Raw genomic sequence first — 19,843 nt, forward strand, 5'->3', positions numbered from 1 at the left:
TATTCGCCCCCAGGGGCCCAGGCCTCAGTCGAGGATGATGTCGGTGCCGTCGATCGTGACGGTGAACGGCTCCAGCGGCTCCTTGGCCGGTCCGGACAACGGCTCACCCGAAACGACATCGAACTCACTGCCATGGCACAGGCAGCGGATCACCTCGTCCTCCACCTCCTGAACCGTGCACCCCCCGTGGGTGCAGGCGGCGCTGAAGGCCTTGTACCGGCCCTTCTCGGGCTGGGTGACCACCAGCTTGCTGTGGCTGAAGACCGCGCCACCCCCCTCGGGGACCTCATCGGTCTGACCGATCACCCGACCACGACGCACCTCCTGCGGGTTCGGAGGCTCCCCACAGGCGCTCACGGCGGTGACGGCCACCGTCGCTCCCGCCGTTCCGAGCAGGCCTCGCCTGCTCACCCCGCACCCGCATGTCCTCTTTCCGGCCACGACCGAACGCTCCTCACCTGCGTCTGTACGTCCACTACGAACTGTAGTAGCCCAGGTGGTGTGCCCTGGACCGCCCCCTTGGACATGCCCTCTAGAGCATCTTGGCCAGGAACCGCCCGGTGTAGGACTCGGCGACGGCGGCGACCTCCTCCGGGGTGCCCTGAGCCACCACCATCCCGCCACCGGAGCCGCCCTCGGGTCCCATGTCGATGACGTGGTCGGCGGTCTTGATCACGTCCAGGTTGTGCTCGATGACGATCACGGTGTTGCCGCTCTGGGCCAACCGATCGAGCACCCCCAACAGCTTGCGGATGTCCTCGAAGTGCAGACCGGTGGTGGGCTCGTCCAACACGTACACGGTCTTGCCGGTGGAACGACGCTGTAGCTCGGCGGCCAACTTGACCCGCTGGGCCTCCCCACCCGAGAGCGTGGTGGCCGGCTGGCCCAGCCGCACGTACCCCAACCCGACGTCGACCAGGGTCTGTAGGTGACGACGGATCGCGTTGACCGGCTCGAAGAACTCCAAGGCCTCGGAGATCGGCATCTCCAGCACCTCGGAGATGTTCTTGCCCTTGTACTTGACCTGGAGGGTCTCCCGGTTGTACCGGGCACCGTGGCAGACCTCGCAGGGCACGTACACGTCCGGCAGGAACTGCATCTCGATCTTGAGTGTGCCGTCACCGGAACAGGCCTCACAACGGCCGCCCTTGACGTTGAAGGAGAAGCGACCCGGCTGGTAGCCGCGCGTCTTGGCGTCGGTGGTCTGCGCGAACAACTTGCGCACGTGGTCGAACACCCCGGAATAGGTGGCCGGATTGGAACGCGGGGTGCGCCCGATCGGGCTCTGGTCGACGTGCACCACCTTGTCGACCTTGCCCATGCCATTGACCCGCAGGTGGCGCCCGGGAACGTTACGGGCCCCGTTGAGCTCTTTGGCCAAAGCCTTGTAGAGGATCTCGTTGACCAGGGTGGACTTGCCCGAACCGGACACTCCGGTGACCGCGGTGAACACGCCCAGGGGGAAGGTCACGTCGATACCGTCGAGGTTGTTCTCACGGGCACCCCGCACCACCAACTCGTGCCCCTTGGTGAGGGGACGGCGCGCGGCCGGCAACTCGATGACGCGCCGCCCGGACAGGTAGTCACCGGTGAGCGAGTCGGTGGCGGTCAACAACTCATCGACGATGCCCGAGACCACGACGTGACCACCGTGCTCACCGGCCCCCGGGCCGATGTCCACGATCCAGTCGGCGGCACGGATGGTGTCCTCGTCGTGTTCGACGACGATGAGGGTGTTGCCGATGTCACGCAGCCTCTGGAGGGTCTCCAACAGGCGGGCGTTGTCGCGCTGGTGCAGGCCGATGGACGGTTCGTCCAGCACGTACAGCACCCCCACCAGACCGGAGCCGATCTGGGTGGCCAACCGGATGCGCTGGGCCTCGCCTCCCGAGAGCGAACCCGAGGAGCGGGCCAGGCTGAGGTAGTCCAGCCCCACGTCCAGCAGGAAGCCCAACCGAGCGTTGATCTCCTTGAGGACCTGGGCGGCGATGACCATGTCCCGGTCGGAGAGTTCGAGACCGGCCAGGAAGGCGGCGCTCTCGCTGAGCGACATCGACGCGACCTCGGCGATGGACTTGCCACCCACCGTCACCGCGAGCACCACCGGCTTGAGCCGGGTGCCCTCACAGGTAGGGCAGGGCACGGTGCGCATGTAGCCTTCGAGGCGCTCACGGGTGTGGTCGCTCTCCACCTCCGAGTGGCGGCGCCGAACCCAGGGCACCACGCCCTCGAAGTCGGTGTAGTAGGAGCGGGTACGTCCGTACCGGTTGCGGTAGCTGACGTGGACCTGGGTGTCGTGGCCCTCCAGGATGGCCTTGCGGGCCTGCCTGGACAGCCGCTCCCACGGGGTGTCCAGATCGAAGCCGATCGCCTCGCCCAGGGCCTTGAGGATGCGTTCCCAGAACCCACCGTTGTGTCCACCGGACCAGGGGGCGATGGCCCCCTCCGCCAGGGTCTTCTCCGGGTCGGGCACCAAAAGGTCGGGGTCGACCTCCATCCGGGTCCCCAGGCCCGAACAGTCGGCGCAGGCGCCGTAGGGGGCGTTGAAGGAGAAGGAGCGCGGCTCCAACTGTTCGAAGGACAGGTCGTCGTAGGGGCAGTACAGGTGCTCGGAGAAGACCTTCTCACGCTCGGGGTCGTCGGAGTCCAGGTCGACGAAGTCCAGCACGATGGTGCCGCCGGCCAACTTCAGGGCCGTCTCGACCGAGTCGGTGAGTCGACCGAGTGAGGCGGGCTTGACGCTGAGCCGGTCCACCACCACGGCGATGTCGTGCTTGTCGTAGCGGCCGAGCTTGGGCGCCTCGTCCAGACGCACCGCCCGACCATCGACCACGGCGCGGGTGTAGCCCTTGGACTGCAGGTCCTTGAAGAGTTCGACGTACTCGCCCTTGCGACCACGCACGAGGGGGGCCAGCACCTGGAAGCGGGTGCCCTCGGTCATCTCCATGACCCGGTCCACGATCTGTTGAGGGCTCTGCCGGGCGATCTCCCGGTGGCACTCGGGACAGTGCGGCACCCCCACCCGGGCCCAGAGCAGCCGTAGGTAGTCGTAGACCTCGGTGATGGTGCCGACCGTGGATCGCGGGTTGCGGCTGGTGGACTTCTGATCGATGGAGACCGCGGGGGAAAGACCCTCGATGAAGTCGACGTCGGGCTTGTCCATCTGACCGAGGAACTGGCGCGCGTACGCCGAGAGGGACTCGACGTAGCGGCGTTGGCCCTCGGCGAAGATCGTGTCGAAGGCCAGGGAGGACTTGCCCGAACCGGACAGACCCGTGAACACGATCATGGAATCGCGGGGCAGGTCCACGGAGACGTCCTTGAGGTTGTGCTCCCGTGCTCCACGGACCACCAGTTGTTCGACCATCGAGTGAGACATCCTTCGGCTGTGACGCACGGGATGCGGGCCACGTGACGTGACGTCGTCGACCCGTGTGCGGCTTCGCGGTATGGCGGTCGCAGACCCGTTCGGGCCGCCGCGGCCTCGTGCTGCGGGCCGCTTCAGGGGGCGTGGGAAGGGGACTCGCCTTCCCCGTCCGACAAGACTAACGATCGCCTGGGACGGTTTCTTCCACCACGCGAAAGTGGTGGTGCCCACGACGCTCCGGCGCCAGGACACCACCACTATAGACGAACAGGCGTTCGAACAACGGGGTTTTTCGCGACTTCTCGGCCCGGTGCGCGAGCCCACGCACCGATGGGTGGTCAGGAGCCGTCGAGCCGGGCCCCCGGGCCGGCCTTCTCCTTGTTCCGATCGGCGCGGGACTTCAGGAGACTGCCGACGATCGTGATGGTCATGATGCCCAAGATGACGGTCAGCGAGGTACCGATACCCACCTCGATGACGTGCACGCCGTTCTCGTGCAGCGCGTGCAGGATCATCTTCACGCCGATGAACACCATGATGGCCGAAAGACCCCAGCTGATGTAGGCCAAACGGTCCATCAACCCGGCCAACAGGAAGTACAGCTGACGCAGACCCATCAAGGCGAAGGCGTTGGCGGTGAAGACGATGTAGGCGTCCTGGGTCAGGCCGAAGATCGCCGGGATGGAGTCGACCGCGAAGACCAGGTCGATGACACCGATGGCGACGATCACCAGCAGCATCGGGGTCACGTGGCGACGCCCGTCCAACTTCGTGGTCAGCTTGGCGCCGTGGTAGTCGTTCGTGACCGGCCAGAAACGCTTGACCAAGCGGACCACCGGAGTCTGCGTGAAGTCCTTCTCCTCCTCGTCACCCTTGAGGTGGTCCCGGATGATCTTGTACCCGGTGTAGATGAGGAAGGCGCCGAAGAGATAGAAGACCTCACTCCAGGCGTTGATGACCTGGGCGCCCAGGACGATGAAGACACCGCGCATGACGATGGCGATGACGATGCCGACCAACAACACCTCGTGCTGGTACTTCTTGGGCACCGCGAACCCCGTCATCAACAGGTAGAAGACGAACAGGTTGTCGATGCTCAGGCTCTTCTCGGTGACGAACCCGGCGAAGTACTCGGCCCCTGGGACCCCCCCACCGAAGTACATGACACCGAAACCGAAGAGCACCGCGATACCGATGTAGAACACCGCCCACCAGGCGGCCTGCTTGATCCCGAACTCCATGGGGCCCTTGGTCTTGCTCCACGGACGGTCGACGATGAGCAGATCCAGCGTCAGGATCAAGATCATGGCCACGATCGTGGCGGCCCACACCCACAGGGGAACGTTCACGGACGGATTCTCCTCCGGTCGGTGCGCGCGAGCGTTGTGCGCGCACGGTAAACAACCGGAGGTCTCTCCCGCCCACACCCGAGCGGCGTGGACCGGCGGAACCGGGAGCACGTCCTTGTACTCCGTGATGACGGCGCCGCCGCGACAGGGATACTCCCCTCACGTGATGGAGCAGGCGCGAAAAGCGCACCGGCACAGGATACGCGATTCGGACCGGCACCCAGCATGCCATCAACCCTCACCCCAGGGAAACCACCCGAGCGGTGGTATCGCGCCGGCCCCGTGGACACCTCCCCCGCGCCCTTCCGCCACCCGAGGAAAGCCCCGCTCGCCCACGACGCTCCACCAGGGCCACCCCGCCCGCGCTCCGTCACCACCGCGCCACCGCCTTGTAGACCGAGCACGCGGCCTCCACCGCGTCCTGCTCATCGGGCAGGGTCCGAGCCGCCTCACGCGAACGCGCCCGCATGTCCTCGGCGAGTCCCGGATCATCGAGCACCTTCCCCACCGCCGCAGCGAAGGCCCCAGGGTCCCCCGGAGGCACCATCATCACCGTGCCCGCGTACAGGTCCGGGATACCGCCGACCCGTGTGGCCACCACCGGCAGCCCGGCTCGCAACGCCTCCATGATCACCAGGGAGGGCCCTTCCCACCGGCTCGTGAGGCAGAACACGTCGGCCGCGGCCAACAAATCCGCCACGTCACGTCGTCGCCCCAACATGCGCACGTCCTCCTCCATCTCAGCGGCGACATCGTGCAACTCGCCCCACAGCGGCCCGTCCCCGGCGATGGCCACCACCGGTTCGGGCGCACGGTCGGCGATCGTCGGCACCGCTTCCAGGAGCACGTCGAGCCCTTTGTGCTCGGCCAACCGCGCCACCGTCAACAACAACGGCCGCTCCGGCGAGACCGCCAGGTCCCGCCTGGTCTCCGCCCGTCCCTTGAGCACACGTCCCATCTCCGGCGCGGCCACCACCGCCATGCGCGCGTCCCTGGCCCCCGCCTCGCGCAATCGGCGCACCAGGGCACCGGATACCCCCAGCACCACCTCGGCCCGCGCCACCACGATCCGTTCCAGGATCGGATAGACCGCGGCCAGCGGCCCCCGCGACGAGGGTGGAGCGTTGTACGCGGTCACCACCAACGGGCCCACGCCGGCCAACGCGCACAGGGCACCGGCACGCAATCCGTGAGCGTGGACCACGTCCGCCCCTCCCAGCACTGTTCGCAACCGCACCACCACCGCCGGATCGCTCCACGAGGGAGCCGAACCGACCCGTACCGGAGAAAAGCGCATCCCCCTCTCGGTGAAGGCGAACTCCCGTTCCGCCTCGGGCGGCCCCAACACCACCACCCGGTACCCCCGCCGAAGCAACCCCAGCCCCAGCGAACGCACATGAGGTCCCACACCACCGCTGCCATTGCCGAGCACCAGCGCGATCCTGCCGCTCACTGTGTCCCCCTCCCGCATCCGAGTACCCTCCGAGTCCGCCCCGCCACCACACGCACCGACGAGCGGCCCACCAGCGAAGCGACCACGCCGAACACCATCGCTGCCCCGCACCGGACAGCAGCGCGGACACCACCGCCGGTCCGCCCCCACTGCTCCGGCGTCCGCGCCACCACGTCCCCGGCGACCACACCGGCCATCCCACCCACCGACCGTGATCCGAGACGTACGACACCCCACTGAGCAGAGCCACCCCCACACCCGGCGCGTAGGTCGACAGGGCCCACCCCAACGGGGCCGGTGGGCGAAGACCGACGCCGACGACGCGGACGCGCCGACCAAGGCCGTACCCACCCCGGCGGTGATCGGCACCACGGTCTTGGCCGCGACCACCTTCGACCGGGCGAAACCGACCCGGTCACGTTCGGTGTACGCCACGACCCCCCACCCGACATCAGCGCCATCGCCGGGTCGTGGTCGTTCGGTCGGGTTCTTGGTACGCCGACCCGAACGGACCGCAAGCAGGGGCCCGGTGGAAACTTCCGCTCGCGTGCGACGAAATCACGGGATGCCCCTGAACGCGCCCGCTACCTTCCTCGACGCCGACCCGTCAAGGATCGATCGCAAAGAGTCACGACGGTCGACCGATCGGTGTTTTCACCGAAAACGCCGCCGGTGCGCGTTCGCACCGGCGGCGGAGGTCGGGTCCCGGCTCAGTGGGTCGGATAGGCCCGCTCGGGATCGGCGTTGGTCAACAACTCCTCGGCGTGGGCCCGACCCAGCTCGGAGTCCTCCAGACCGGCGAGCATCCGAGAGAGCTCCCGCACCCGTCCGTCCCGATCCAACCGGACCACACCGCTCTCGATGACCAACCCGTCGGTGGACTTCTCCACCACCAGATGGGCATCGGCGAAGGCCGCCACCTGCGGCAGATGCGTGACCACGATGACCTGGGCACGTTGGGCCAGACGGGCCAGACGCCGCCCGATCTCCACCGCGGCCTTACCACCCACACCCGCGTCCACCTCGTCGAACACGAAGGTGGGTACCGGATCGGCCCCCGCGAACACCACCTCGATCGCCAACATCACCCGGGACAGCTCACCACCGGAAGCGCCTTTGTGCAGCGGCAGCGGCGGCGAACTCGGATGCGGCGCCAAGAGCAGCTCCACCTCGTCACGTCCGTGCGGCCCGAACTCCTCACCCGTGGTGATGCGCACACCCACCCGCGCGTGCGGCATCGCCAACGCGGTCAGTTCCTCGGTGACCGCCGAACCGAACCGTTCGGCCGCCGCCGCACGGATCTCGGTGAGCTCGGTGGCGGCCTCGTCCATGCGCGCCGCCAACTCCTCGGCCTCAGTACGCAAGAGGTCGATGCGTTCGTCATCGCCGTCCAGGTCGGCCAGACGCTTGGCCGCGTTCTCCGCCCAGGCCAACACCTCGTCAGTGGTCTCCCCGTACTTGCGGGACAGCTGGGTGAGCAGCGCACGCCGCTCCTGCACCACCGCCAACCTGGCCGGGTCGGCGTCCACCGACTCCGCGTAGGAGGCGAGCTCGGTGGCGGCGTCGGTGATGATGTAGGACGCCTCGTCCAGTCGAGAACCGATCCCGGCCAAGGCGGGATCGTGTTCGCTCACCGAGGCCACCGCCTGGCGCGCCGCCGACAACAACCCCACCACGTCGGCCTGAACCTCCGCGGCGGCCGGGTCGCCGGTGAGCGCCTCGTGCGCGGTGGTGGAGGCCACCCGCAGCCCGTCGGCGTGCGCCAGACGAGTCTCCTCCGCCAACAGTTCGGCGTCCTCCCCGGGTCGCGGTTCGGCCGCCGCGATCTCCTCCACCCCGAACCGGAGCAGGTCGGCCTCCTGGGCACGCTCACGCGCCCGTTCCACCAACTCCTCCAGCTCCGCCGAAACCTCCCGGTGGCGCCGGTAGGCGGCCGTGTACCGCTTCAACACCCTGGACAGGTCCTCACCGGCGAACCGGTCCAACGAGGAACGCTGCCGGTCCGAGCGCAGCAATCGCTGCTGGTCGGACTGTCCGTGCACCGCCACCAGGTCGTCGGCCAGGTACGCCAACAGGCTCACCGGAGCCGAACGCCCGCCCAACGTGGCGCGCGAACGCCCCTCGGCCGAGACCGTGCGGTTGAGGATGAGAACCCCGTCATCGACCTCTCCCCCGGCGTCGAAGACCCGAGTGGCCACCCGACCCTCCTCGGGCACGGTCAACCGACCCTCCACCACCGCCCGATCGGCTCCCGGACGAACCCGCTGAGGGTCGGCGCGCCCGCCGAAGAGCAACCCCAGCCCGGTCACGACCATGGTCTTACCCGCGCCGGTCTCACCGGTGACCACGGTCAGACCCGGTGACAGTTCCAACACGGCATCGTCGATGACACCGAGCCCTTGGATGCGGACTTCTTCGAGCACCGATCCCTCTCCTGCGATAGTTGACGCCCTGTGCGTGTGCCGATGCCGAACACTCAACGTTCGTGTGCGCCCCGCCCCCGCCAACCGGCGACCGGAAGACCGAACTTGGCCACCAACCGATCGGTGAACGGCGCACGGTGTAGCCGGGCCAGACGAACCGGCGTATCGGCACGGGTGATCTCGATTCGTGCCCCCGCGGGCAATTCGACCATACGCCGTCCGTCGCACCAGAGCACGCCCGGCGTGGTGTCGGGCAGCACCTCCAACGCCACCGTCGCCTGAGGGCCCACCACCAACGGCCGCGCGAACAGGGCGTGCGCGCTGACCGGCACGACCAACAACGCCTCCACGTCCGGCCACACCACCGGCCCACCCGCGGAGAAGGCGTGGGCGGTGGACCCGGTCGGGGTCGCGCACACCACACCGTCACAGCCCCAGCTGGACAGCGGGCGCCCGTCCACCTCCAAGACCATCTCCAACATGCGGCGGGCGTCACCCTTTTCCAGGGTGGCCTCGTTGAGCGCCCAGGAACGCACCGGAGGTGTCCCGCCGTCACGACCGTTGTTGAAGACCGCCACGTCCAGGGTCATGCGTTCCTCGACGACGTAGTCACGATCAACGACACTGCGCACCGTGGCACCCAGGTCCTCACGTTCGGCCTCGGCCAGGAACCCCACGTGGCCCAGGTTGACGCCCAGCAACGGCGCACCCGCGGGGCGGGCGATCTCCGCCGCCCGCAGCAGGGTGCCGTCACCGCCCAGGACCATGACCAATTCCACGCCCTCGGCCGCCCGAGGTCCCTCCACCGCCTCCACCGGGGACAATTCACAACCCGCCGAGACCAGCTCGGTGAGCTCGTCCTTGAGCATGCGAACGGTCAGACCGGCCCCACTGAGCCGCTCATGGACCAACTCGGCGCTGCGCACCGCAGCGGATCTGCCGGTGTGGGCCAGCAGGAGAACACTGCGTCCGCTGGTCATCGCCGTCCCCTTACCGTTCACTCCCCACGGGGAGCCTCGTGCCGACCGGGTACCTCGACCGGACCCGGCCGGGTCACGTTACCGAACTCCTAGGACCGGGTGCCAAGCCCCTCAAACGGGGCCCTCCTCGATCGCCCGCTCCAGCCGGGCGGGGTCCAACGGTTCGGCCCCGGCCCGCATCCACAGGAAGTACTCGACATTGCCGGAGGGGCCGGGCAGGGGACTGGCCGTCACATCGACCACCCCCAGACCCAGGCCGAGGGCATGCGCGGCCACGTTCGAGACGGCCTCGGCCCGCAGCGCGGGTTCACGCACCACACCGCCCGCCCCCACTCGCTCCTTGCCGACCTCGAACTGGGGTTTGACCATCATCACGAAGTCCGCGTCGGGCACCACGCACTCACGCAATGGCCCCAGCACCAACGTCAACGAGATGAAGGACAAATCACCCACCACCAGATCGGGACGTGGTTCGTCGATCCGGCCGGGGGTGAGCTCACGGACGTTGACCCGCTCCATCACCTTGACCCGTTCGTTGCTGCGCAACGCCCAGGCCAACTGCCCGTATCCGACGTCGACCGCGGTGACGTGGGCCGCGCCACGACGGAGCAGAACGTCGGTGAACCCTCCAGTGGAGGCACCGGCGTCCAACGCGCGACGTCCCTCCACCGCGAGTTCGAAGGCATCCAAGGCACCGACGAGCTTATGGGCGCCTCGCGAGACGTAGGGCGGCTCCTCGGAGGGGGTTCGCACCACGATGGGCTGATCGGTTCCGACCTGCGTGGCGGCCTTGGAGGCGACCATACCGGCCACCCGGACGAAACCGTTCTCGATGATCTCGGCCGCGTGGCCGCGGGAGCGTGCGTGCCCACGTCGGACCAGTTCCGCGTCGAGCCGACTACGTTTTGCCATGGTCACCTAGGGTACCGGGCGTTATCGGGCGCTCTGCGGCCCCTGGGCGAGGGCGCCCAGGACACCCGACAGCTCCTGTTGGAGGGCGTCGAAGACCATCACGTGCTCGTGGGTGGGCAACGAGTCCAACCCGGACAACCGCTCCCGGGTCGTTTGGCGGGTCTGCTCGGCCAACGCCTCGGCCTGTTCTTCCGCACCCATGGAATCCCCGTCCTGATCGTCCTTGTGTCACCGAACCCGGACTCTACCCATCCGGGGTCACTTCTTGGCGTTCTTGCCCTTGGTCGTGCGCTTGCCGGCGGCTCGCGGCCGGGTGGTCTTGTTCACGGTGCCCTTGGCCGCTCCCGTCCTGCCCTTGGGGCGAGGGCCGTTCGCGTCCTCGGCCTTGGGGCCGGCCTCTTCCGCCGTATCGCCCACGCCCTCCCCGCCCTGGGGATGGCCCTTCCGAGCGGTCTCGGACTCGTCCGCCTTCTGGGTGCCCGCGCCCTCGGCGAGCCCGTCCTCCTCGGCCCGGGTGTGGGCGCCCTCGTCCCGTGGCAGCCGAGTCCCGGGGGCGGCCGGCTCCTCACCCCTCACCTCCACCACGCTCTGGGGCACGGGCAACACCGAGGACGCGCCACCGCGCGGGGTCAACACCCGCTCCACCGCGTGCCGGGCCGCCATCCGACGCTCCAGCTCCGCGATCCGGCGCACCACTCTGTCGTACTCGGCCCGCGGCACCACGTCCATCTGTTCCAAGGCGCGGCCGACCTCGGCGCGCACCAGGTCGGCGATGGCCGCCCGGTTGGCCTGACTGGTCTCGATCAGCTCGCCCGCCAACGCCTGGATGTTCTGCCCCACCCGCGGTGGAGGACCATCCGTATCGCCCGCCGCCGGGACGACCGAACCATCGGCCCGCAGTAGCGACTTGGCGGCGGCGACGGCCTGCTTACGGGAGAGTTCGGTGAGGCCATTGGCGGCATCGAGGTAGGTGCGTACCGCGTCGACGACCATGATGGGGTGCTCCTTGATGGGACCGCGGAAGGAAAGTACGAAAAAGGGCACGGGAGGGGGTCTTGTGCTCCAGGGGATCGACGCCAACGCTACCGGGCCAGGCGCTCCGGTGACACATGAACCACCAGGCTCCTCCCCGAACATCGCCCGTTTTCGGGCATATCCACCCCGGCCGCTGGGAACCCCGTTTCGGTACGCCATCATGAAGCCCATGAGCAGTATCGACGCGTGTCTGAACGGCATCGCCCGGGCGAACGAACGTCTCCTCTCCCAACCCCTGAACAAACGCCGCGAACACATCCGTGAGCGTTCCATCAGCGTGATCGTTCCCGACCTGGACACCACCTTCGACATGCGCCTGACCATCGACGGACTCACCGACGTCACCCCGCGCCCCCTGGGCACCACCGCACCCTCCTCCCAGGTGAAGGTGACCGTCTCCGCCAACGACCTCGTGGCCCTGGCAGAGGACCGCCTGGACCCGGCCAAGGCCCTGTTCAGCCGCCGTCTCAAGGTCGACGCCAGTCTCGGCGACCTCCTACGCCTGCGTCGCCTGCTCTGATACGGACCGGATGCACCAACGGCCCCACCGGGGGCGGTACCTTGCTGGGATGCCACGCCGACCTCTAGACCTGGCCCCCTTCCACGGACTGCGCTACGCCGCCCCCGACGTCGACCGCTTCATCGACCGCGGTTTCGACGTCGCCAGGCTCCTGGCCCCGCCCTATGACATTCCCGACGTGGCACAGGCCCGAGAACTCCAGCGCTCCGACCCGCACAACGCGGCGAGAGTCACACTGCCCTTCGAACTGTCCCGCCAGGAAGCGACCGACAACCGCTACAGCGGCGCCGCCGAACTCCTACGCGACTGGATCACCGACGGCTACCTCGCCCTGGACCCCGAACCCGCCCTGTACGTGTACGAACAACTCACCCCGGACGGTCGGCTCCAACGCGGCCTCATCGGTGCTCTGGCCCTACCGGAGGAGGAAACCGGCACCTCGGCCGTGCGCCCCCACGAGGACGTGGCCGAACCCCCGGTCCTGGATCGTTTCCTCCTGATGGGGGCGGCCCGCGCCAACCTCGAACCCATCTTCCTGGTCTACCGGGGCGCCGGTGGCGCCGCCTCCGAGGCGACCGAGACCGCACCCACCCAGAGCACACCGTTGATCTCCGCTCGCACCGGCGACGGCTCCGAACACCGCCTGTGGGCGATCACGGACCCCACCATCCACCGCGAAGTCTCCGCGGACCTGGCCACACGCTCCGCCCTGATCGCCGACGGCCACCACCGTTACGCCGCCTACCAACGCCTACGCACCCAGCATCCCGACCCCGGTTGGAGCCACGGTCTGGCCCTGCTCGTGGACAGCGACACCCACCCACCCCGACTCGGCGCCATCCACCGGGTCCTGCCCGGGCTGGACACCACCGAAGCCCTGGCCGCGGCCCGCCGGGTCGCCGAGGTGGAAACGGTCCCCAGGATCGACACCACCGCCCTGGCCCGGACGAACTCCCCCGCCCTGCTGCTGGCGTCCACCGATGGCACCACCCACCTCGTGCACGATTTCGACCAACAGGCCCTGGCCCAGGCCATGCCCGACCACTCCCCCGACTGGCGTCACCTGGCCACCGCCGCCCTGCACGAGGTACTCATGCCGCTGTGGGACTACCCCGAAGAACAGGTGCGCATGGTGCACGACGACCCGACCGAAGCCGTGACCGCCGCCCACGCCGCCCGAGGCACCGCCGTCATCGTGCCGCCGATGCGAGTGGAACAGGTCTACGCCATCGCCGACCGCGGCGAACTCACCCCGCGCAAGTCCACCTCCTTCGGCCCCAAACCACGTACCGGCCTGGTCATGCGGGTCCTGGACCGACGATGAGGACGCGCCGTGGCCCCTCCGGCGGGCCGTCCTCGACGGAAGGGCCTCGGCCCGCTCGAAGAAACCGGCCCCCGTGACCGGACGGGCACTGGTGACCTCGTGGCGACTCGACCGACGAGTCCTGCCGTCGTCGTCCGCGCCCACACCCCGTACGCTGTCCGCCCCACCCCAGGTCGAGGAGCTCCGTCATGCCCACCGACACACCACGCACCCGGGACTCCCTGAGCCGGGACCTGATCCGCCTCGGCGTCCGCCCTGGCGACACCCTGCTGGTGCACGCCTCCCTCAGCGCCCTGGGCTGGGTGTGCGGCGCCGAACAAGCCGTGGTCCAGGCACTGTCGGACGCGGTCGGTCCCCAAGGCACCCTGGTCGTGCCCACCCAGACCTCGGACAACACGGACCCTTCCGGCTGGGGCGCCCCACCGGTGCCCGAGAGCTGGTGGCAGACCATCCGCGAACACACCCCCGCCTTCGACCCGCGCCTGACCCCGGGCGCCCACATGGGGCGCGTTTCGGAAATGGTGCGCACCTGGCCCGGTGCCGTACGCAGTCCACACCCACAGACGTCCTTCGCCGCCCTGGGTCCGCGTGCCCGCGACCTCATGCATCCGCACCCGCCGGGTTCGGCCCTGGGCGAGGACTCACCCCTGGCCCGTTTGGAACAGGAGCAGGCCAAAGTCCTGCTCCTGGGCACCGGCTACGACTCCTGTACCACCTTCCACCTGGCCGAATACCGTCTCCCACGCCCCAAGCGCACCACTACCTCCTGCGCCATCCAGAACCCGGACGGCTCCCGCGCCTGGGTGAGCATCGACGACATCGACTTCCACTCCGAAGACTTCACCACTCTGGGCGAGGCCTTCGAAAACACCGCAGCGGTGACCGTGGACCACGTGGGCGCGGCGACCACCCGCCTGTTCTCCCTCCCCGCCGCCGTCGCCTTCGCCACCACCTGGCTCACCGAACACCGTCCCTGACCACCCGGTGTCGGCTCCGCGACCAAACACACATCCGGCCACGGGGAGCCGGCGGTGCTCTTTCCGAGCGGCGCCCATAGCCTGGACGAGACACCATCACCGCACGGAAAGACGGACCCATCTCCATGTCCCTCCAGGCAGCCGACCGTCCACTCACCGAACTCCACGACGCGATGCTCCTGGACCTGGACGGTGTGGTCTACATCGGCGCCGAAGCCGTGCCCGCCGCACCCGAGGCCATCGGCAAGGCCCGCGCGGCGGGGGCACGGGTGGCCTTCGTGACCAACAACGCCGGACGCACCCCCGCACGGATCGCCGAACACCTCACCCACCTGGGTGTACCCGCCGTCCCCCAGGACGTCGTCACCTCAGCCGAGGCCGCGGCCCGGCTGATCGCCGATCGTTTCCCCCAGGGTTCGGACGTGCTGGTGGTCGGAGACATCGGTCTGCGCCAGGCGGTACGGCGGATGGGGCTGCGGCCCGTCACCATCGCCGACGAGTCGACGGTGGCCGTGGTGCAGGGCTACTCGCGCTCCATCAACCGCGACCTGCTCGACCAAGGCGCCTTGGCGGTCGCGCGCGGCGCCTTCTACGTGGCCAGCAACGCAGACTCCACCGCCCCCAGTGAGTGGGGCAACACCCCCGCCAATGGCGCCTTCGTACGGGTCATCGCGCACGCCGGCGGGGTGGAACCGGTGATCGCCGGCAAACCCATGGGCCCCCTGCACCAGGAGGGCATCCTGCGCACCGGAGCCACCGACCCCTTGATCGTCGGAGACCGATTGGACACCGACATCGAGGGCGCGACCACCCATGGCGCGGCCGGGCTGTTGGTCCTGTCGGGTGTGGCCACCCCCCGAGACCTGGTGGCCGCCCCACCGCACCAGCGCCCCCGCTACCTGGCCTGGGACCTGTCGGGGATGAACGAACCCCACCCGGGACCCGAGCGGCGAGGGGAACGGACCGTGTGCGGTGGATGGACCGTCACCACCGGCGCCGGTGCGGTGGAACTGGCCGGCACCGGCGACCGGTTGGATGGTCTGCGCGCCCTGTGCAACGCGCTCTGGGCCGACCCGAGCATCGACCCCACCTCGGCCCCGGTGCTCTGCGCCCTGCGAACCCTGGGTTGGTAGAAGCGGTTCGTCCCACGCGTGCCCGGCTCGATCCACGCCAGGTCCGGCGGTGCGGTGATCCCCCTCCCCCGGATGAGCACGAGGAACTTTCCAAGGCCGAGAGTCATCGGGCACGCGCGCCGATCTCGGATTCCCCGCAGTCAGGACCCCGAAGAATCCGTGGATGACCGGGTGACCCCACCACCCACCCACATGACACCCTTGTTCTAGAGTCGGGTTCGGTCTGGAAGTGGGCCACACGATGTTCACAGGAAAGGGGTGCTCGATCGTGCACAAGGACGTGGACGTCAGCGAACTACCCGAGGGAATCACCCCACTGGGCGACGAGATCTACGCCATCGACACGATGCTGGCCGGCTACCCGGGTGTGGTGTCCGCCTACCTCATCCGTACCGCACGACCCTGCATCGTCGAGGTCGGAACCGCCGGATCCGCGCCGGTACTGCGGGACGCCGTCATCCGGCTCGGCCTGGCCCCCGAGGACCTGGCCACCATCGTGGTCACCCACATCCACCTGGACCACGCCGGCGGCACCGGTGACATGGCCGCGCTCTTCCCCAACGCCGAGATCGTGGTGCACGAACGCGGCGCCCGACACCTGGCCGACCCGAGCCGCCTGATGGCCAGCGCCAAGATGGTCTGGGGCGACCGGTTGGAGAGCCTGTTCGGATACATGCACCCCACCGAGGCGTCCCGTATCCGCGCGGTGGCCGAAACCGGAGAGATCGACCTCGGCTCCGGCCGCAAACTGGTCTCGCACCACGCGCCCGGCCACGCCAAGCACCACATGGGTCTGGTCGACACCGGGACCGGAGACCTCTACGTCGGGGACGCCCTCGGCGTGTACAACCCGCTCACCTCGGACCTGCGTCCGGCCACCCCTCCACCGGACTTCGACATGGACGCCTGCCTGCGCACCCTGAGCCTGTTCGGTGACATCGGCGCCCAACGGCTGATGTTCTCCCACTTCGGCGCGGTGCGCAGTGTCGGCGAGACGATCGATCAGGCCGAGCGGGAACTGCGCCTGTGGGTGGAGACCGTGCGCGAGTCCCGGGACACCGGCGGGGACCTGGACCACGCCATCGCGATGGTGCGGGACAAGGTCATCTCACGCTACAAGCCGCTCCCACCGGACGCCTCCCCCGAGTCCGCCGCGGTCCTGGACATCCTCAGTGGCCCGGAGGCCAACGTGGGCGGCATCGTGCACTGGCTGGACAGGCTGGCCCAGGAACAAGCGGAGGCGAAGAAGGCGGAGCGAGAGCGCGCCTGAGCACACGCTCAAGGTTCGGGGCCGGAGTTCGTAGCGGGTGTCGCCGAAAAACCGGATGCGTTCTCGCGGCCCCGCTCTTAGTGTCGCGCCCATGGCATACGAGATCCGTCCCATGCGGCGCGATGACGTCCCCCCGGCCTTCACCCTCATCCATGAGGTCTACCCCTGCCTGGTCCTCACCGAGGACCTTCTGTTCCGGCGCTTCGATCAGCCATTGGCGTACTACCGGGACCAGCGCTTCGTCGCGGTGGAGGACGGAGCGGTCGTCGGTCACGTCCTGGCCCGGCTACACGACGATGACGCGGGTACGACCCATGGCCGCACGTACATGGCCGCAGTGGCCCCGAGCCACCTCGATGGTGACCTTCCCGAGGATCTCCTCCAGGTCGCGGAGAAACACCTGATCGACCACGGCGCCGACACCCTGAGGGCCGACGCCGCGCAGGAGGGCGTCCAGCTCGGCGGCGAGCGCTTTCGCGAGGCGATCCTGGGCCAGGGCTACGAACTCTCCGAGAGCGCACAGATCCTCGGTCTGGAATTGGCCAGACTCCCTCCTGCCCCGCCAATGCCCGAAGGCGTCGAACTGCGTACGCTCCGGGAGTTCGAGGACGACCCTCGACCGATCTACGAACTCGATCGGCTCACCGGTCAGGACGAGCCGGGTGGGGGTGGGGGTGGATTCCTGCCCTATCCGGAGTGGGTACGCATCGCCTGGAACAACCCGTTGTCGGACAAGGACATCAGCCTGGTCCTACTGATGGACGAGACCCCCGTGGCGCTCTCCCTCTACGTCTCCGACGGCGCGGGGCGGATGGAATCGGGGATGACCGGCACCCTGCGCGAGTACCGAGGCCGAGGGCTGGCCGGATACACCAAGGCCAAGGCCCTGGAGTTGGCGCGGGACAAGGGCATCACGCACGCCTATACCGGCAACCACGCCCACAACACACCCATGCTCACCATCAACGCCCGGCTCGGCTACACCGTGGTCGGCAGTGAGGAGACCTACCTCGAACCCTGAGGGTCCTCTGGGGCCCCGGGCAGACCCAGGACCCGGATCAGGTGGGCGTACAGACCATCGGACCAGGACAGTTCCGCGTCCGAGGGCAACCGGTCGAACTCGCGCACCTCGACCGTCTCGAAGTGACCACTCAGGGGCTCCAGGGCCACCACCTGAGCATGGGTGACCACCGTGATGTGCCCCTTGGCCAGCACGTAGTGACCCATGAGCCTAAGCTCGCCGAGAATCGCCCCGGCCTCCTCCCACGCCTCGCGGCGGGCCGTGGCCCACAGGTCCTCCCCCGATTCGCGGTGTCCTCCGGGGAATTCCCAGGCCCTCTTGCGGTTGCGGACCATCAGGGGGCGCTGTCCCACGTAGGTCAAACACACCACGGAGTCGTACTCGTCGGGGAGTTCTCCCAGACGCACGACGGCGCCGCCGAGGGGCGCGGGGCCCTTCGACGGCGCGTCATCTTCGTGTTCGGGTCTCAGGTCAGTCCCGACGTTCGCGTTCCTCGTCACCGCCCAGGTCTTGCCGGGGGTGCGCGGCGTCCTCGTCGGCGTCCTCCTCTGCGTCGGTCCACACGACACCGTCCTCGACGTGGACCAGTTCCACTCCCTCGAGGGCGGCCAGACGGTCATCGGCGTCGGTCGCCCCCTCACGGTCCACGGAGGAGGCACGGGCGAAGTACTCGCGGGCGTCGTCGGTGCGACCCAGTTCCTCCAGGACGTCGGCGTAGGCGTAGAACAGGCGAGCCACGTACGGGCGAGCGCGTCGCTCCTTGAGCTCGGGCACCTGGAGTTCGGCCAGTGCCGCTTTGGTGTCGCCCATGTCACGGCGAGCCCCTGCGGCGACGATACGCAGCTCGATACGGTCCGCGGTGTCCAGGTTCCGCCCGGCCGGGTCGTTGGTGATCTCCAGGGCCCGCTCGGGGCGCCCGAGGCCACGTTCACAGTCGGCCATGACGGCGAGGAAGGTGTCCCGACCACTCATCCGCCGTGCGGCACGCAGGTCGGCCAAGGCCTCCTGCCACTTGCCCACGGTGTAGGCGGCGATACCAGAGGCCTCACGGACACTGGGCAAACGGGAAGCCTTGCGGCGGGCGTAGGCGGCGTGCTCGTAGGCACGCTCGGGGTCCTGGTCCACGAAGAGGCCGGCGGCGACGATGTGCTTGCCCACCAGTTCGGCCAACGATTTGGGAAGCGAGTGCAGGTCGCGCTTGGTCTCGGCGTCGATCTGGTCGTAGGTGGCCTCGTCCGGCAGCGACGGTGCGATGTCGGCCGGGTCGCGATCCTCGCGGGGCCCACGACGGTCGTCGCGGCGGTCATCACGGTGAAAGTCCCGACCACCACCACGACGGTCATCGCGCCGATCACGGTCACCCCGGTACCCGCCACGGCCGTCGCGCCGGTCATCACGACGGAAGTCCCGACCACCGCGCTCGTCACGCCGATCACGGTCACCCCGGTAACCACCACGACGGTCACCCCCGCCCCGGTACCCGCCACGATCGTCTCCGCCCCGGTGCCCGCCACGATCGTCGCGCCGGTCGTCACGACGAAAGTCCCGACCACCGCGCTCGTCACGCCGATCACGGTCACCCCGGTAACCACCACGACGGTCGTCCCGGGCCCCTCTGTAGCCGGACCGGGGTCGGGCCTGGTCACCACGCCCGCGACCGCCAGCATCACCGGAGCCGTTACCGCCGTGGTCATTTGCTCCGGAGTCCTCGCGGTCTCCCGATCGGCTGTCCTCAGTCATCCAACCCGTCCGTCTACAGTCAAAAACGCTGCCACCTTGACAAGTAGCAGCGTGTGAAAATACTCGTGTCCTTCAGCTTACGACATGGCGTGAACCCGGATCGCCATAGCCGAAGCTCTCGCACGGTGTGCTTATCCACAGCCCGCGAGCCCTGACTCCGCCCCGGTCGTCCCTCGTGGCCCACTCGGTGCGGTGACACTCGTTCAGCTAGGATCCGGAGCACGGGGCTCGGCTCGACCGTTCCTGGTCGGCCAGGAAACACCGCCTCCACCTGAGACGCCCCCACACAAGCACAAAAAAAGGGGGGTCCGTAATACGGACCCCCCTCACAAAAAACCG

17 protein-coding genes are annotated in these 19,843 nt (G+C 68.6%); 6 read left to right on the top strand and 11 right to left on the bottom strand.

Annotated features, from left to right (window positions below; translation table 11 throughout):
* Positions 1-24: 24 nt before the first annotated feature.
* The 9 genes from D472_RS0120455 to D472_RS0120495 all read right to left on the bottom strand — a co-directional run bounded on the left by D472_RS0120455 (position 25) and on the right by D472_RS0120495 (position 11,477).
* Positions 25-411: a Rieske (2Fe-2S) protein gene (locus tag D472_RS0120455; RefSeq protein ID WP_026117910.1), complete on the bottom strand. Its 387-nt coding sequence runs from the start codon at positions 409-411 to the stop codon at positions 25-27.
* Positions 412-532: 121 nt separating this feature from the next.
* A complete protein-coding gene (gene uvrA / locus D472_RS0120460; RefSeq protein WP_017606321.1) occupies positions 533-3,367 on the bottom strand; it encodes an excinuclease ABC subunit UvrA in 2,835 nt (944 codons plus the stop codon).
* Positions 3,368-3,705: 338 nt separating this feature from the next.
* Positions 3,706-4,716: a TerC family protein gene (locus D472_RS0120465; protein WP_017606322.1), complete on the bottom strand. Its 1,011-nt coding sequence runs from the start codon at positions 4,714-4,716 to the stop codon at positions 3,706-3,708.
* A 370-nt stretch (positions 4,717-5,086) separates the two neighbouring features.
* Positions 5,087-6,169: a glycosyltransferase family 4 protein gene (locus D472_RS0120470; protein ID WP_017606323.1), complete on the bottom strand. Its 1,083-nt coding sequence runs from the start codon at positions 6,167-6,169 to the stop codon at positions 5,087-5,089.
* A 710-nt stretch (positions 6,170-6,879) separates the two neighbouring features.
* Positions 6,880-8,592: a DNA repair protein RecN gene (recN, locus tag D472_RS0120475; RefSeq protein ID WP_017606324.1), complete on the bottom strand. Its 1,713-nt coding sequence runs from the start codon at positions 8,590-8,592 to the stop codon at positions 6,880-6,882.
* Positions 8,593-8,645: 53 nt separating this feature from the next.
* Entirely contained in the window at positions 8,646-9,572 is a 927-nt protein-coding gene (locus D472_RS0120480; protein WP_017606325.1) for an NAD kinase, read from the bottom strand.
* A 111-nt stretch (positions 9,573-9,683) separates the two neighbouring features.
* On the bottom strand, positions 9,684-10,484 hold the full coding sequence (locus D472_RS0120485; protein ID WP_026117911.1) for a TlyA family RNA methyltransferase: 801 nt from the start codon (positions 10,482-10,484) through the stop codon (positions 9,684-9,686).
* A 21-nt stretch (positions 10,485-10,505) separates the two neighbouring features.
* Complete coding sequence (locus D472_RS0120490) at positions 10,506-10,685, bottom strand: hypothetical protein (protein WP_017606327.1); 180 nt, start codon at positions 10,683-10,685, stop codon at positions 10,506-10,508.
* 57 nt (positions 10,686-10,742) lie between these two features.
* Entirely contained in the window at positions 10,743-11,477 is a 735-nt protein-coding gene (locus tag D472_RS0120495) for a coiled-coil domain-containing protein (RefSeq protein ID WP_026117912.1), read from the bottom strand.
* A gap of 211 nt (positions 11,478-11,688) precedes the next feature.
* On the opposite strand from D472_RS0120495, the gene D472_RS0120500 reads away from it, so the two are divergent.
* The 6 genes from D472_RS0120500 (at position 11,689) to D472_RS0120525 (ending at position 17,764) form a co-directional block, all read left to right on the top strand.
* Positions 11,689-12,039 carry an SCP2 sterol-binding domain-containing protein gene (locus D472_RS0120500; protein WP_017606328.1) on the top strand — a complete coding sequence of 117 codons (351 nt, stop codon included), beginning with the start codon at positions 11,689-11,691 and terminating at the stop codon, positions 12,037-12,039.
* 49 nt (positions 12,040-12,088) lie between these two features.
* Entirely contained in the window at positions 12,089-13,363 is a 1,275-nt protein-coding gene (locus D472_RS0120505) for a DUF1015 domain-containing protein (RefSeq protein WP_017606329.1), read from the top strand.
* Between the two features lie 188 nt (positions 13,364-13,551).
* Positions 13,552-14,340 carry an aminoglycoside N(3)-acetyltransferase gene (locus D472_RS0120510; protein ID WP_017606330.1) on the top strand — a complete coding sequence of 263 codons (789 nt, stop codon included), beginning with the start codon at positions 13,552-13,554 and terminating at the stop codon, positions 14,338-14,340.
* 125 nt (positions 14,341-14,465) lie between these two features.
* The gene (locus D472_RS0120515; RefSeq protein ID WP_017606331.1) at positions 14,466-15,473 is read left to right on the top strand and encodes an HAD-IIA family hydrolase; all 1,008 of its coding nucleotides are present in this window, start codon (positions 14,466-14,468) and stop codon (positions 15,471-15,473) included.
* A 268-nt stretch (positions 15,474-15,741) separates the two neighbouring features.
* A complete protein-coding gene (locus D472_RS0120520; RefSeq protein ID WP_026117913.1) occupies positions 15,742-16,743 on the top strand; it encodes an MBL fold metallo-hydrolase in 1,002 nt (333 codons plus the stop codon).
* A gap of 91 nt (positions 16,744-16,834) precedes the next feature.
* Positions 16,835-17,764, top strand: coding sequence for a hypothetical protein (locus D472_RS0120525; RefSeq protein ID WP_026117914.1), 930 nt, complete (start codon positions 16,835-16,837; stop codon positions 17,762-17,764).
* Here D472_RS0120525 and D472_RS0120530 read toward each other — a convergent pair.
* Both D472_RS0120530 and D472_RS29175 read right to left on the bottom strand, forming a co-directional pair.
* Positions 17,749-18,171 carry an NUDIX domain-containing protein gene (locus tag D472_RS0120530; RefSeq protein ID WP_026117915.1) on the bottom strand — a complete coding sequence of 141 codons (423 nt, stop codon included), beginning with the start codon at positions 18,169-18,171 and terminating at the stop codon, positions 17,749-17,751. The genes D472_RS0120525 and D472_RS0120530 overlap by 16 nt on opposite strands.
* A gap of 64 nt (positions 18,172-18,235) precedes the next feature.
* Positions 18,236-19,504, bottom strand: coding sequence for a tetratricopeptide repeat protein (locus tag D472_RS29175; RefSeq protein ID WP_017606335.1), 1,269 nt, complete (start codon positions 19,502-19,504; stop codon positions 18,236-18,238).
* Between the last annotated feature and the right edge of the window lie 339 nt (positions 19,505-19,843).

The organism is Nocardiopsis alkaliphila YIM 80379, from assembly GCF_000341005.1.
Lineage (GTDB): Bacteria > Actinomycetota > Actinomycetes > Streptosporangiales > Streptosporangiaceae > Nocardiopsis > Nocardiopsis alkaliphila.

Bases quoted from the DNA above. Each gene is read 5' to 3' on its own strand.
- uvrA (WP_017606321.1), bottom strand. From the start codon at position 3,367: ATGGTCGAACAACTGGTGGTCCGTGGAGCACGGGAGCACAACCTCAAG.
- D472_RS0120480 (WP_017606325.1), bottom strand. From the start codon at position 9,572: ATGACCAGCGGACGCAGTGTTCTCCTGCTGGCCCACACCGGCAGATCC.
- D472_RS0120485 (WP_026117911.1), bottom strand. From the start codon at position 10,484: ATGGCAAAACGTAGTCGGCTCGACGCGGAACTGGTCCGACGTGGGCAC.
- D472_RS0120490 (WP_017606327.1), bottom strand. From the start codon at position 10,685: ATGGGTGCGGAAGAACAGGCCGAGGCGTTGGCCGAGCAGACCCGCCAA.
- D472_RS0120495 (WP_026117912.1), bottom strand. From the start codon at position 11,477: ATGGTCGTCGACGCGGTACGCACCTACCTCGATGCCGCCAATGGCCTC.
- D472_RS0120500 (WP_017606328.1), top strand. From the start codon at position 11,689: ATGAGCAGTATCGACGCGTGTCTGAACGGCATCGCCCGGGCGAACGAA.
- D472_RS0120505 (WP_017606329.1), top strand. From the start codon at position 12,089: ATGCCACGCCGACCTCTAGACCTGGCCCCCTTCCACGGACTGCGCTAC.
- D472_RS0120510 (WP_017606330.1), top strand. From the start codon at position 13,552: ATGCCCACCGACACACCACGCACCCGGGACTCCCTGAGCCGGGACCTG.
- D472_RS0120515 (WP_017606331.1), top strand. From the start codon at position 14,466: ATGTCCCTCCAGGCAGCCGACCGTCCACTCACCGAACTCCACGACGCG.
- D472_RS0120525 (WP_026117914.1), top strand. From the start codon at position 16,835: ATGGCATACGAGATCCGTCCCATGCGGCGCGATGACGTCCCCCCGGCC.
- D472_RS29175 (WP_017606335.1), bottom strand. From the start codon at position 19,504: ATGACTGAGGACAGCCGATCGGGAGACCGCGAGGACTCCGGAGCAAAT.